12 protein-coding genes are annotated in these 13,619 nt (G+C 65.2%); 5 read left to right on the top strand and 7 right to left on the bottom strand.

The annotated features are described in order from the left end of the window. The first annotated feature begins 8 nt into the window (after positions 1 to 8). Positions 9 to 383 carry a YciI family protein gene (locus tag LB551_RS11555; RefSeq protein ID WP_140549622.1) on the top strand — a complete coding sequence of 125 codons (375 nt, stop codon included), beginning with the start codon at positions 9 to 11 and terminating at the stop codon, positions 381 to 383. Here the strand turns inward: LB551_RS11555 and LB551_RS11550 are convergent, their stop codons facing one another. The 3 genes from LB551_RS11550 to LB551_RS11540 all read right to left on the bottom strand — a co-directional run bounded on the left by LB551_RS11550 (position 384) and on the right by LB551_RS11540 (position 3,409). After that, positions 384 to 1,136: an SDR family oxidoreductase gene (locus LB551_RS11550; protein WP_224659229.1), complete on the bottom strand. Its 753-nt coding sequence runs from the start codon at positions 1,134 to 1,136 to the stop codon at positions 384 to 386. It lies immediately after the preceding gene. Positions 1,137 to 1,622: 486 nt separating this feature from the next. Next, positions 1,623 to 2,363 (bottom strand): tellurite resistance TerB family protein, encoded by a 741-nt coding sequence (locus LB551_RS11545; protein WP_224659228.1) that lies wholly within the window; start codon positions 2,361 to 2,363, stop codon positions 1,623 to 1,625. A 116-nt stretch (positions 2,364 to 2,479) separates the two neighbouring features. Next, positions 2,480 to 3,409: a rhodanese-related sulfurtransferase gene (locus LB551_RS11540; protein WP_140549619.1), complete on the bottom strand. Its 930-nt coding sequence runs from the start codon at positions 3,407 to 3,409 to the stop codon at positions 2,480 to 2,482. A 187-nt stretch (positions 3,410 to 3,596) separates the two neighbouring features. Here LB551_RS11540 and LB551_RS11535 point away from each other — a divergent pair, with 187 nt between their 5' ends. Next, on the top strand, positions 3,597 to 4,235 hold the full coding sequence (locus tag LB551_RS11535) for a 2-dehydro-3-deoxy-phosphogluconate aldolase (RefSeq protein ID WP_140549618.1): 639 nt from the start codon (positions 3,597 to 3,599) through the stop codon (positions 4,233 to 4,235). Positions 4,236 to 4,246: 11 nt separating this feature from the next. Here the strand turns inward: LB551_RS11535 and LB551_RS11530 are convergent, their stop codons facing one another. Further along, a complete protein-coding gene (locus tag LB551_RS11530; protein ID WP_140549617.1) occupies positions 4,247 to 5,005 on the bottom strand; it encodes an SDR family oxidoreductase in 759 nt (252 codons plus the stop codon). 218 nt (positions 5,006 to 5,223) lie between these two features. Here LB551_RS11530 and LB551_RS11525 point away from each other — a divergent pair, with 218 nt between their 5' ends. Next, entirely contained in the window at positions 5,224 to 6,117 is an 894-nt protein-coding gene (locus LB551_RS11525; protein WP_224659227.1) for an AraC family transcriptional regulator, read from the top strand. Positions 6,118 to 6,198: 81 nt separating this feature from the next. On the opposite strand, the gene LB551_RS11520 is transcribed toward LB551_RS11525, so the two are convergent. From LB551_RS11520 to LB551_RS11510, 3 genes are all read right to left on the bottom strand, one after another. Further along, on the bottom strand, positions 6,199 to 6,375 hold the full coding sequence (locus tag LB551_RS11520; RefSeq protein ID WP_140560312.1) for a hypothetical protein: 177 nt from the start codon (positions 6,373 to 6,375) through the stop codon (positions 6,199 to 6,201). 195 nt (positions 6,376 to 6,570) lie between these two features. After that, positions 6,571 to 8,397 (bottom strand): DUF882 domain-containing protein, encoded by a 1,827-nt coding sequence (locus LB551_RS11515; RefSeq protein ID WP_224659226.1) that lies wholly within the window; start codon positions 8,395 to 8,397, stop codon positions 6,571 to 6,573. Positions 8,398 to 8,866: 469 nt separating this feature from the next. Next, complete coding sequence (locus tag LB551_RS11510) at positions 8,867 to 10,402, bottom strand: sigma-54-dependent transcriptional regulator (protein WP_224659225.1); 1,536 nt, start codon at positions 10,400 to 10,402, stop codon at positions 8,867 to 8,869. A 171-nt stretch (positions 10,403 to 10,573) separates the two neighbouring features. On the opposite strand from LB551_RS11510, the gene LB551_RS11505 reads away from it, so the two are divergent. Beyond that, a complete protein-coding gene (locus LB551_RS11505) occupies positions 10,574 to 12,412 on the top strand; it encodes a M3 family oligoendopeptidase (RefSeq protein ID WP_224659224.1) in 1,839 nt (612 codons plus the stop codon). A gap of 375 nt (positions 12,413 to 12,787) precedes the next feature. Further along, positions 12,788 to 13,507 (top strand): proton-conducting membrane transporter, encoded by a 720-nt coding sequence (locus LB551_RS11500; protein WP_140549613.1) that lies wholly within the window; start codon positions 12,788 to 12,790, stop codon positions 13,505 to 13,507. Positions 13,508 to 13,619: the final 112 nt, after the last annotated feature.

Here is a 13,619-nt window from a genome sequence, read left to right as displayed (position 1 = left end):
CGCGCCAGATGTTTTACGCCATCCTCGCCTACCATGCGGAAGCAGCGATCGCGGAGCTGACGCCTGAGCAGGACGCGGCACTGATGGCCGACCTGCTCGAGGTCAACGATCGGCTTTACCGGCAGGGCATGCTTGGCCCCTCGGCGCGACTTGGGGAGACGCAGTCGGCCTGCACCTTGCGCGGACCGGGCGACGGCACCGTCATCGACGGCCCGTTCGCCGAGACCAAGGAACAGCTTCTCGGCCTCTATGTCGTCGATTGCGCCAAGCGCGATGACGCGATCGCCATCGCGCGCGATCTGCGCCGCGTCAACCCGACCGCCGTCTACGAGATCCGCCCGATCGCGCTCTATCTGCCGGGCGTGGCGCTGACGGGCGCCTAATCAGCCTCTGCCCACGAACGGCATCTTGGTCGCCATCACGGTCATGAACAGCACATTGGCCTCGAGCGGCAGGCTGGCCATGTGGACGACGGCGTCGGCCACGTGCTGGACGTCCATCACCGCTTCGGCGGCAATCGAGCCGTTGGCCTGCGGCACGCCGACCGTCATCGGTTGCGCCATGTCGGTCAGCGCATTGCCGATGTCGATCTGGCCGCAGGCAATGTCGTAGGGGCGGCCGTCGAGCGCCAGCGTCTTGGTCAGCCCGGTGATGGCATGCTTGGTCGCGGTATAGGGCACCGATCCCGGGCGCGGCGCGTAGGCCGAGATGGAGCCGTTGTTGATGATGCGGCCGCCCATCGGTTTCTGCTTGCGCATGGCGCGGAAGGCCGCGCGGGCGCACAGGAACGAACCGGTAAGGTTTACGCCCACAACATCGTTCCACACGTCGACCGGTATTTCGTCGATCGGCGTCGACTTGTAGCCCATGCCGGCATTGTTGAAGAGCAGGTCGACGCGGCCGAACGCCTCCGCCACCGTCTCGAACAAATCATCGACCTCGCCGGGCTTGCTGATGTCGCAGGCGACTGCCAGTGCCTTGGCATCCGTCTGCCCGGCCGCGGCGATCGCCGCGTCCAGCAGCGCCTTCCGACGTCCGCAGAACACGGTATTCCAGCCGGCTTTGAGCAGCGCGGTGGCGACGCTCTTGCCGATGCCCGTGCCGGCGCCGGTGACGATGGCGGTTTTTTCGGTCATGGCAGATATCCTCCGGCTGCGCCGCATTTGGCTCGACTGATTTTCAGGTGGTCCAGGGACAAAAGGCATCGCAAATGACGGCGGCGATGGCAAGCGGGACGCTGGTGGCCAGGGCACCGAATCCGAGCCGGCAGGTCTCTTCGGAGCCTTTGACGACGCGCTGTCGAGGGAGCCTTTGAACGGAAAACCCGCCTGTGCGGCGGGTCCCTGGCGCAACTCAGCACCATAACCAAATATCTACCATAGTTGCCTTCACCCAGTCAAGGAAAAAATTCCTATCATGGGTTCGTAGCCTAGCCGGGTGCCGAAAAGTGCAATTCGTTTTTGGGAGAAGCCCGGAGGGCCGACAAAAAGGGCGGTCATTGGCGACCGCCCTGATCTGGACCGGACTTGGGAGGAGGAAAGCCGATCCGACTGTCTAGAATCATGCGCTTCCTGGGTTAACGAGAGGTTAACGCCACCAAGGCCCGCCTGTTCCGTTTTGGCCTACCAGCGTGGATTGGGTGAGGTCCCGGCCTTGGCAGCCGGCACTTTGACCGCCGAAACCGTCGCCTCGACATGGTCGATAAGCGCATCCGGCAGGCCGAGCCGGCCCGCGAGCAGATCGAGATAGCCGCGCTCGGCGCGTGTGTCGGGATCGATTGTAAGGCGCGACGCCGTGTAGAGTTCGAGCTTCTGCGCGTCGGTCTTGGCGCCGGCCACCAGCGTGTCGAGGTCGAGCGGGCTCTCCAGCTCCGCCATCAGGAATTTTTCCGCATCGGAACCGATCCCCGCGAGGCTCAGCTTGCCGGCGATCTTCTTGCGCTCCTCGTCGTCGACATGGCCGTCGGCCTTGGCCGCCGAGATCATCGCCCGCACCAGGGTCACCGTGAATTCGTCCTCGCCCTGGGGCGCTTGCGACGGGTGGAAGGCAGTGTCCTTCGGCGGCGGCAGCAATTCCGGTTCGCCGGCCGCCGGCGCCTGCTCGGGTGCATTGCCGGCCTTGTAGTTCTGGTAGGCCTTGTAGGCGAGGCCACCGATCGCTGCCAATCCGCCGAGCTTGACGGCGGCACCGGTGACCTGGCGCCCGGCGCCGGTTCCAAGCAGCACCGCGGCCAGCGCGCCCGCCGCAAGAGGATTGTCCTTGGCCATCTGCACCGCCTGTCCCGCCTTGTCGCGGACCGTGCCGCCGGTGCCGGGAATTTGCGAGCCGAGCAGATCGTCGAGAAGCTTCTTGGGATCGAACATCAATGCCTCCAGGATTGCCCGGCCGAACGGGCAGGTTTCGAACGCCGAAGACGTAGGTCCCGAAACCAGGCATTGCAATGACGGACGGCCGCTTTGCCCCGGCCCAGGTGCCTTGATCAGGATCCGATATGCGGTCCCCTGCCCCGCGCCTGCGCCAGCTCGACCTGCCGCTGGCGCTCGGCATAGCGCTGGCGGTCGTCGTCCGAACGAGCGTCGAAACAATGCGGGCAAGAGACGCCGGCGGCAAATTTCGGCGATGTCAGCTCGTCCAAGGTCAGCGGATGCCGGCAGGCGCGGCACAGCTCGGCGTCGCCCTCGGCGAGGCCGTGCGACACCGAAACCCGTTCGTCGAAGACGAAGCATTCGCCTTGCCACAGGCTGTCTTCGGCCGGCACCTCTTCGAGATATTTCAGGATGCCGCCCTTGAGATGGAACACCTCCTCGAGACCGAGCGACCTGACATAGGCCGTCGCCTTTTCGCAGCGTATGCCGCCGGTGCAGAACATGGCGACCTTGCGGCCTTCCAGCTCCGCGCGGTGCTCTTCCACCCAGGCCGGGAATTCGCGAAAGCTCGCGGTCGCCGGATCGATGGCGCCCTTGAAGGTACCGATCGACACTTCGTAGGCGTTGCGCGTGTCGATGACGATCGTGTCGGGTTGGGAAATCAGCGCGTTCCAGTCGGCCGGCGCGACATAGGTGCCCGCACTTTTCGCCGGGTCGATGTTTTCGACACCCATGGTGACGATCTCGCGCTTCAGCCGCACCTTCATGCGGTGGAAGGGCGGTTGCGCGGCGCTGCTGTATTTCACCTCGAGGCCGGACAGCCCGTCGATGCCTTCGAGATGTCCGATCAGTTCGGCAATCGCCGCATCGCTGCCGGCGACCGTGCCGTTGATGCCTTCATGCGCCAGAAGCAGCGTACCTCTGATGCCGCGTCCACAGCAAAAAGCGGCCAGTGGAGCCCGCAGCGCCTGGAAGGCGTCGAGCCGCGCAAATTTGTAGAGCGCGGCGACGCGGACAGGCTGGGATGGCGCGGACGGTGTCATTGCCAGAGCAACTAGACGCTCGTAAAAGCCGATTCAAGGCGAAACGGGTTTGACGGCCTGTCATGGCCCTGTTCCGGAAGAGCCCGTAAGCTGCCCGGCGTGCGTGACATCACGACACGCCCGGTTGCGTGGACAGGAAAATATCAGTCTGCTAATCGGTTGAATTGGCAACGACATGGAGAGAAAGATGCCCAGCAAGACCGAAAGACTCCTGTCGCTGCTTAACGGCCAGCCGGTCATCCCGGTGCTGAAGATCGCTGAAGTTGCCAATGCCGTGCCCTTGGCCCGCGCTTTGGCGCGCGGCGGCCTGCCGGCGATCGAGATCACGCTCAGGACCGCGGATGCGCTGGAAGCGATCCGCCGCGTGGCGGGCGAGGTCGAGGAAGCCATCGTCGGTGCCGGCACCATTCTGGATGCGCGCCAGTTCGACGAGGCGGCCGCCGCCGGCTCGCAATTCATCGTCAGCCCGGGCATAACCCGCGAGCTTCTGGCCGGCGCCGCCGACAGCGAGGTTCCGCTGCTGCCCGGCGCCATCACCCCCGGCGAGATCATGGCCGCGCGCGAAGCAGGCTTGCGCTTCCTGAAGTTCTTCCCGGCCGAGCAGTCCGGCGGCATCGCCTCGCTGAAGGCATTCGCCTCGCCGCTCGCCGACGTGAAATTCTGCCCGACCGGCGGCATCACCGGCAAGAACGCGGCCGACTATCTCAGCCTGCCCAATGTCATCTGCGTCGGCGGCTCCTGGGTCGCCCCCGATGACATGGTCAAGGCCGGCAGGTGGGACGAGATCGAAGCTCTCGCACGCGCCGCGAGCAAGCTCGCCGGATAACGCTTTCGCGTTCACCAGCGCAGCGGGCCATTCTCGTCGAAATAGCCGGCAGTCGGACCATCGGCATCCAGCGTCGCCAGGCGCACGATGATCTCGGCTGCCTGCCGCACCGTGCGACCGCCCCTGTGCCCGTTGAGATCGGTCGCGGTGTAGCCGGGAGCGGCCGCATTCACCTTGATGCCGCGCGGCGCGAGCTCCCTGGCGAACGCCACCGTGATGGCGTTGAGCGCCGTCTTGGAGCTGCCATAGCCCATGATGTTGGGCGACTGGTTTTCACCTGTTGCGTCCTGCGCGCGTGCGATCGAGCCGATATAGCTGCTTACCATGACGATGCGGCCGGCGGGCGAGGCCAGCAAGAGCGGCAGGAATGCCTGGGTGACCCGGACCGGGCCGAAGACGTTGACGTCATAGGTGGCCTTGATGTCGGCGACATTCTCCCGGCTCGGCGGCAGCTCATAGCGGCCGTCGGGGCCGAGCGCGTCGACATATCGCGGGGCGATCCCGGCATTGTTGACCAGCACGTCGAGGCTCGGCACCCGCGCCGCGACGGTCCTGGCGGCGGCTGCCACGCTTTCGTCATCGGCGACGTCGAGTTCGAGCCACTCGACGTCGAGCCCTTCGCTGCGCAGCGCCTGTGCCGCCCCGGCGCCGCGTTCGGCGTCGCGGGCGCCGAGCCAGACCTTGAATCCTGTCGCCGCCAGGCGCCGTGCGGTCTCCAGGCCGATGCCCTTGTTGGCGCCGGTCACCAGCGCGCTCTTCGATGCGGTCATATCCAACTCTCCTTTGTGGGGGCCTGATGCATGTCGCCCAAAAGGGGTTCCGGTCTGGGAGAACGACATGCATAAAACGAACCCATGGCGCGTCGCCAAACGCGACGCGCCTTAGAGATGGCGCATCGCGACGGGCCTCGCGCGCCGAAAACTCTCTTGCTCTTGCCTGATCCTCTCACCTGGTTGCGCGGCTCACGCGGATCGGCAATGCTGAAACGATGAGAGAAGCGCTACTGGAATTGATCGCCATCGCCGCCCGCCATGCGCATGGACGGCGGACAAGGACGGCGATCCCTCGCGTTACGATCGGCCGCAGCGAGGTCCCGACGCCGCCGATGCCCGAGCTTTGTCAGCCGACGGCGCTGTTCGTGCTGCAAGGCACGAAATCGGTGCTGATCGGCGAGCGCACGCTTCGTTATCAAGCCGGCAGCTTTTTCGTCTACGCGGTCGAGACGCCCGCCACCAGCCAGTTGATCGAGGCGAGCACCGCGCATCCCTATGTGGCCATCGGCTTCGCCCTCGATGTCAAGGCGATCGCAGCCCTGCTCATCGAGCACGAGCCGGCCGTCGGTGGCGACGATTTCATGACCTACCTGGCCAATGACGACCTGCTCGACGCGTGGCGCCGGATGCTGCGGCTGCTCGACAGGCCCGCCGAGATTCCCGTGCTCGCTCCCCTGCTCGAGCGCGAGATATTGTTTCGCCTGTTGCAAGGTCCGCAAGGCGCGAAGTTGCGCCAGCTCGCCGGCGCCGACAGCCGCTTGTCACAGATCCGCCGGACGACCGCCTGGATCCGGGCTCATTATGACGAGCCCATCGAGGTGCGGCGGTTGGCCGAACTCGCCAATATGAGCAGCGCTGCGTTTCATCGCCACTTCAAGGCGGCGACGGCGATGAGCCCGATCCAGTACCAGAAGCAGGTCCGCCTGCTGGAGGCCCGCCACCTGCTGCTGGCCCAGCCGGGAAACGCCGCGCAGGTTGCCTTTACGGTCGGCTATGAAAGTGCTTCACAGTTCAGCCGGGAATATGCGCGTCAGTTCGGGTTGCCGCCTGCACGCGATGCCGCGCGGCTTCTGGCGCGGGGCGAAGCGGCCGCGCTGGACATCGACTGAACCATCCCGGGCGGCACGAAAAAGCCCGGCCGGCTCGCGCCGGTCGGGCTAGTTTGGTGCCATGGCAGTCAGCCTTGGCGGTCAGTTGCAGACCCTGACCTTCTCGACCACCTTGTGGTGATGCTTCCAATGCGTGACCACCTTGGTCCGGCAGTGATGCTTGCCATTTTTGATGATCACGGTTTCGGCTTGCGAGGGAGCAATAGCCGCCGATGCCGCCACCAGCGCCAGGACGGATGCCAATAGAATCTTCTTCATGAATATCCCCAGGTTGGAACGCAGCCATTCTAGCCCGGAAACGAGCGGCTTTTACGTTTTCACGAGAAGTTCAGGCACCCGTGATCCCCCCGGGGCCGGCTTCATGCATGCCGGTTGTTCCCGCACACAGCCGGCTGACAACAAAAAAGCCGCGCCGGTTGCCCAGCGCGGCTTTCGGAATGCCCGGTCTTTACGCTACTTCGTCTGGAAGCGCGCGACGGACAGGAATTTTACGGCATTGCCGGTGAAACGGTTCGGATCCGCCATCTGGTCGCCCTGCTGGAAGCCGGCCGTGTAGACCTCGCTCGGCGGCGTGTGGACCACATTGTAGGCGTAGCCCGGCGCCGTCGTGGCGCTCGAAACCATCGCGACATTCTCGCCGCTGGTCAGCGCCCAGCGGGCGGCCTGCGGCGCGGCGGCAACCACGATGGCCTTGGGACCGGGTTTCAGGTCGCGGGCGGTGGCTCTGGCCTCCTTGCGGGTCGTCCTCACGCCGGCGCCGATCGCGGCGACCGGATCGGAACCGGCAGCGCGGGCGACGACGGCCTCGCGCGGCGATGCGGCATCGACGCCGGACGGGTCGTTGAAAGCCGAACGAGGCTCGGACAACGACGCGACCCGATAATAGTCAGCCTGAACGGGAGGCGCCTCGGCCTCGTCGAGCACGGCCTTGACCGCATCGGGCTTGGCCGCATCGAGCTTGGCCGCATCGATATTGGTCATATCCGGCCGCGCGCTCGGCAGCACCGAGAAGGCATCGGTCGCGGTCTTGCCACGCTCGGCCGTCTCGGCCAGCGCCATCAGCACATCCTTGCTGGGCGCAGGCGCCAGCACCGCCGGCAACGTGTGTTCGGGGCGCCATGTCGGCAAAGGTATGTTATTGGCGGCAACCTGCGCTGCATCGGCGGCGACCGCCGAGGGATCAGCCTTGCCGAAAGGCATATTCGCCGGCGTCTGCACGGTTGCCACGGTCTGTTCGGTGCTGGCCGTCGCATCCGCCATGCCGAAGGGAACATTCTCAGGCGGCTGCGCGCCGACATCGACTTTCGGCCGCGGCGCGAAATCGGGCAGCGGGATGCTGCGTGCCGGCAACGCCGCGATGATCGTCTCGGGCGTATCCTTTTCCGGCTCCGGAGCCTGCTCCTCGGCGACCTGCGGGATCTCGGCGCGCTTGGCGTTCTCGGGCGCCACGATCGCGATCCCCGGCAGGGTGCCGCTCTTGGCAGTGCTCGCCGGTACCGGCTTCACGCTTCTCGGCTTCGGCGCCGGCTCTGCCGATGCGACATCGGCGCTGTCGTCGGCCTCGTCGTCGCCACCGCCGAAGAAGGCAGCCAGCAGTCCGCCGGACCTTTTGGAACCACCGCCGGCGCTGGCCAGCTCGATGGCGGCGCCGCCGGAGCCCTTGCGTGCTTTGTATGAGGCAAGCGCCTGCTCAAAGCCGGGCAGCGGCCGGCCGTCGCTCGGCACGTGCAGCGTCTTGCCGTTCGGGAAGAGGCTCACCAGTTCCTGTCGGCTGATGCCGGGCCAATGGCGAACATTGCCGACGTCCATGTGGACGAATGGCGAACCGGATCTCGGATAGTAGCCGACGCCGCCGCCCTGCATCTTGAGCCCGATATTGCGCAGCTTCTTCAGCGGCACGCCGGGAATGTAGAAGTCCATTGCCTTGCCGAGCATGTGCTGGCTCTTCTCGGCGACACCCTTGCTGCGGCTGCGCAGCATCGAGTTCGTCGACGGCGAGCGATAGCCGCAAACCACCTGGATATAGTCGGTGGCGCCGCTTTCCCGATAGGCTTCCCAGACCAGGTCCAGCAGGCGCGGGTCCATCTTGGTCGGCTCGTTGCGGCGCCAGTCGCGCAGGATGATGTTGATCTTCCTCAGCCCGGCCTGGTCGTAACGGCCGTTGCGCTTGTAGACGATCTCCGCCTTCTCGTGCGTGTGGAGGTGGTAGAGCTTCAGCGAACGGACTTCGGCCCTGGCGCCGGTTGCGGCAGCAGCAAGAAAACCAAATGCGACAATCATGGCCGCCAGCCACTTCGGCCAGACGCTCAAATGATAGTGCCGCCCGTTTGTGTGTCGTTCGATTCTGTTCAAATCAAAAGGCCTTGCAGGCTGCCGTTTGTCCCCGGATTTGCCCAAACGGACGTGTCGTTGTCACATCCGAATATCGATCCTAATGGTTAATCATCGCTTATTGAAGCCGAAATGCGGTAACACCGTGGCGATATCCCGTCAAAAATTGTCCACAAGGTTTCTTGGTAAACCGCTGGTTTAGATCACGATTCCCCTTTTGGCCGAAACACGATCCGTTACCGTTAGCCTTAATGCGTGAACAGGACCGTCGGGGACGTCGCCATCGGCGCGCCACATTCCGGTCCAGTCAATGCACCGGCGACATGATGGCAGCGCAAGCTGGTCCCGGCCTTGCGTGACCGCATTCGGGCCGACCGCTCTCAGGCCGGGCATCGGGCGGCTGTGCGCGACAGCGCCCTCAGGAAGCGAGCCGGTCCAACCTGCCGGTTTCCGGATCGATGCCGTATTCCTTGAGCTTGCGGTAAAGCGTCGAGCGGCCGATGCCGAGGCGGCGGGCGACTTCGCTCATCTGGCCGTTATAGTGATCGATGGCGAACTTGATCATCTCCAGTTCGACCTCCGCCAGGGCGCGCACATTGCCGCGTTCGTCGAGCGCGCGCAGCGTGCCGAAGCGTGGCTGAAGCCGCATCGGCGATTCGGGTTCGGCAGCCGAAACGCCCTCACCGCTCAGCGCCGGCTCATCGCGCGGTTCTATGGCGAAAGCCGGGCCGGCCGGCGCGATGTCCACATCGAGACGGACCGTGCCCTCCACCTGGGCGCGGATTTGCGGGAAATCCTCGACGCCGAGCACATCGCCTTCGCACAGCACCGAGGCGCGGAAGACGGCATTTTCCAGCTGCCGGATGTTGCCGGGCCAGTCATAGGCCTGCAGCACGGCGAGCGCCGCCGCCGAAATGCCCCGCAGGCGATGTCGCGGGTCTGCCGGAGCCACCTTCTCCATGAAATGTGCGACCAGATCGGGAATGTCGTCGCGGCGGTCGCGCAATGGCGGCACATAGATCGGGTAGACGTTGAGCCGGTAGAACAGGTCCTCGCGGAACTTGCCGTCCTTGACCTGCTGCAGGAGATTGCGGTGCGTCGCCGAAATCAGCCTGATATCGACCCGGACCGTGGCGCGGCCGCCGACCGGATCGACCTCGCCATCCTGGACGGCGCGCAGCAGCTTGACCTGCACGTCGAGCGGCAGGTCGCCGATCTCGTCCAGGAACAGCGTGCCCGAATGCGCTTCGACGAATTTGCCGGTGTGCTTTTCCGTGGCTCCGGTGAACGAGCCTTTCTCATGGCCGAACAGGATCGATTCGACCAGATTGTCGGGAATGGCGCCGCAATTGACGGTGACGAAAGGTTTCGAGCGTCGGTCGCCGCTGCCCTGTATGGCGCGCGCCACCAGTTCCTTGCCGACGCCGGATTCGCCCTCGATCAGGATTGGGATGTTGGATGCCGCCGCTTTCTGGCCGAGGCGGATCACCTTGTCCATGGCGGGACTGTGCGTGATCATGTCCCTGAAGGTCAGCAGCCCGCCGCGCCGGCGCGACGTGCGCTTGACCTCGCCTTCGACAGCCTCGACCTTGAGCGCGTTGGCGATCGAGGCCTGCAGCCTGTCGGGAGAGGCCGGCTTGACGACGAAGTCGAAGGCGCCGTGGCGCATCGCCGAAACCACGGTCTCGATGCCGCCCTGGGCGGTCTGCACGATGACCGGGATGGTGATGCCGCGCTCGCGCATCGCCTTGAGCACGCCGATGCCATCGAGATCGGGCATGACCAGATCGAGGATGACCACCGACACGTCGCGGGCGCCGGGCCCGTCGAGGGCGTCGAGGCCGGCAGCGCCCCCGTCGACGACGATTGCGGTGTGGCCGAACCGCGTCACCGCCGCCTCGAGCAGCCGGCGCTGCACGGGATCGTCATCGACTATGAGTATGGAACCTGTCATGACTGTCTTGAGCCGCCCGCCCGATATCCCCATGGACCATCTTGGCACAGGGTTCTAAATAAGGTTTCAAAAAACCCGGTGAACGAATTCCTTAGGATTTGACCGGCTTCTCCGTTCTCCTTGATTCTGGCCCTGGGCCCGGCCACTTGATTTTAAAAGAAGGTATTGTCGATGCGCGTGATGTTTGATCGGCGGCCTGCGGCGCCAGCTTCCGGTCAGGGCGCCGCCGAGCTTGGCGATCTGCCGGAATGGAATCTCGCCGACCTCTATGCCGGCATGGAGGCGCCGGAGCTGAAGCGCGACATCGCGAAAGCCGCGGCGGATGCGGTCGCCTTCGAGAGCCGCTGGAAGGGCACGCTGTCCGCCGAGGCCGAGCGTGGCAGCGCAGGCAGGCTGGGCGAAGCGCTTGTCGCCTATGAGGCCCTGGAAGAGCTGATCGGCCGCATCGTCTCCTATGCCGGCCTCATCTACGCCGGCAACACCGCCGATCCGCAGCGCGCCAAGCTCTATGGCGACATCCAGGAGAAGATGACCGACGCCAGCGCGCATCTTCTGTTCTTCGCGCTCGAACTGAACCTGATCGACGACGCGGCGATCGAGGGCGCGCTCGCGGCCGACCCCGCCTTCGGTCATTACCGGCCCTGGGTGCTCGATCTGCGCCTGGACAAGCCCTATCAGCTCGAGGATCGCGTCGAGCAGCTTTTCCACGAGAAGTCGATCACCGGGCGCAGTGCCTGGAACCGGCTGTTCGACGAGACGATGACGGACCTGCGCTTCGACGTCGACGGCGAGGAGCTGACGCTTGAACCGGCCCTGAACCGATTGCAGGATGCCGACGGCGACGTGCGACGCCGCGCCTCCGAGGCGCTCGCCCAGACCTTCCGGAGGAATTTGCGCACCTTCACGCTGGTCACCAACACGCTGGCCAAGGACAAGGAAATCTCGGACCGCTGGCGCGGCTTCGAGGACATCGCCGATTCACGCCATCTCGCCAACCGCGTCGAGCGCGGTGTGGTCGATGCGCTGGCTTCGGCGGTGCGCGAGGCCTATCCGCGCCTGTCACACCGCTATTACCGGATGAAGGCGCGCTGGCTGGGCATGGAGGTGATGAACCACTGGGACCGCAACGCGCCGCTGCCGGAGACGCCGCAGGCGGTGATCGGCTGGGACGAGGCCAGGAACACGGTGCTGTCCGCCTATCAGCGCTTCTCGCCCGAGATGGCCGAGATCGCGCGGACTTTCTTCGACCGCAACTGGATCGACGCGCCGGTGCGCCCAGGCAAATCCCCCGGCGCCTTCGCCCATCCGACCGTGCCTTCGGCGCACCCCTACGTGCTGCTCAACTACATGGGCAAGCCGCGCGACGTGATGACGCTGGCGCATGAGCTTGGGCATGGCGTGCACCAGGTGCTGGCCGGCGACCAGGGCGCGCTGATGGCCTCCACGCCGCTGACGCTGGCCGAGACGGCGTCCGTTTTCGGCGAGATGCTGACCTTCCGCTCGTTGCTCGAGCAGACCACCGACAGGCGCGAGCGCAAGGCCATGCTCGCCCAGAAGGTCGAGGACATGATCAACACGGTCGTGCGCCAGATCGCCTTCTACGAGTTCGAGCGCAAGGTGCATGCGGAGCGCCGCAACGGCGAACTGACATCCGACAGGCTCGGCCAATTCTGGCTGGAGGTGCAGGCGGAAAGTCTGGGCCCGGCGATAAAGCTGCGCGACGGCTACGAAGTGTTCTGGACCTACATCCCGCACTTCATCCATTCGCCCTTTTACGTCTACGCCTATGCGTTCGGGGACTGTCTGGTGAACTCCCTCTACGCGGTCTACCAGAACGCCGAGCGTGGCTTCCAGGACAAATATTTCGAGATGCTGCGCGCCGGTGGCACCAAGCATCATTCGCAGCTTCTGGCACCTTTCGGCCTCGATGCCACCGATCCCGCCTTCTGGCAGATCGGGCTTGGCGTGATCAGCGGCCTGATCGACGAGCTGGAAGCGCTCGACGACTGAGGCGTCTTCTGCACGCTGCCCCCACCTGCTCAGAACAGTTTAGCCGGAATGCATATTGGGACCACACTATTCTTGGTCTGAATATCTGTTCTTGAATAACTCTCTTTCGTAGTTTTCCCATAGCTTTCCGTAAGCTCTATGATAGCCTCCCCGCCAAGCTCAGCCGGAGCATGCGGGTCGGGCGGGGAAGTTTCAGCCGACCGCGGCGTTCCGGTACACGCGACGACGGCCTTTGGCCATGGCTTGCAAAGCCGATGCCGACGGCTCGACTGAAGCCGGCTGTTCCGCAGGCGGCGGAACCATCATCGAGTAGTCCTTCGCCGAAGGTCATTAAAGTCCAATGCCGCGGCAGACGGATCTGACTGGAGAGAGACAATGGGCACTTTTTTCTACATGCTCCTGGCGTTCCTTGTGGGTGTGCTGGTTGGCTGGTTCATCTGGGGACGCTTGCGCGGTGAGCTCGACAGCTTGCGCGGCGACCTCGACCGCACACGCAGCGAGCGCGACCGGCTGCGGGCCGACAGCGATCGCCTGACCGGCGAATTGGATGCCGGTGGGCGCACCCGCGCCGACCTTGAGCGCCAGCTGCGCGAGGCCTCGACCGGCTCCGGCCCGGCAAAGGCGGCGGCGCCGGCGCCGGCCGCATTGATGTCGACGCCCACCCCTGCCAAATCCGCTCCGGCGGCCAAGCCGGCGCCCAGGAAGCCGGCTGCGGCCAAGGCCGCTTCCAGCGCCGCGAAGACCGGCGCGCCGAAGGCCGCTGCCGCCAAGACCGCACCCAAGGCCAGCGCGACGCCCAGGAAGGCGGCGAAGGCCGCGCCGGCCAAGGCGGCTTCCGGCAAACCCGACAATCTGCGTCGGCTGATCGGTATCGGCCCGGTCAACGAGAAGCTGCTCAGGGCACAAGGCGTCACCAGCTTTGCCCAGATCGCCGCCTGGACAGCCGCTGATGTCAAGCGGATCGAGGACGTCATGAATTTCGACGGCCGTATAGCGCGCGAGCGCTGGATCGAGCAGGCCAAGCTGCTCGCCGCCGGCAACGAGGCGGAATTCGCCAGGCAGTTTCCGTCGGCCGGAACCGCCAGCAACACCTGAGCGACAGGGCAGATCCGACGATTGCGGCCGGCGGCGCGAACGAAGCGCCGCCGGTTTGCTTTTGGCGGCAAGGTCTGCCCACGGATCGGCCAGAGGTTGGGCCAGAGGTCGG

This window comes from Mesorhizobium sp. BR1-1-2 (genome assembly GCF_020165435.1).
GTDB lineage: Bacteria > Pseudomonadota > Alphaproteobacteria > Rhizobiales > Rhizobiaceae > Mesorhizobium.
This window is presented reverse-complemented; position numbering and strand designations above follow the sequence as displayed.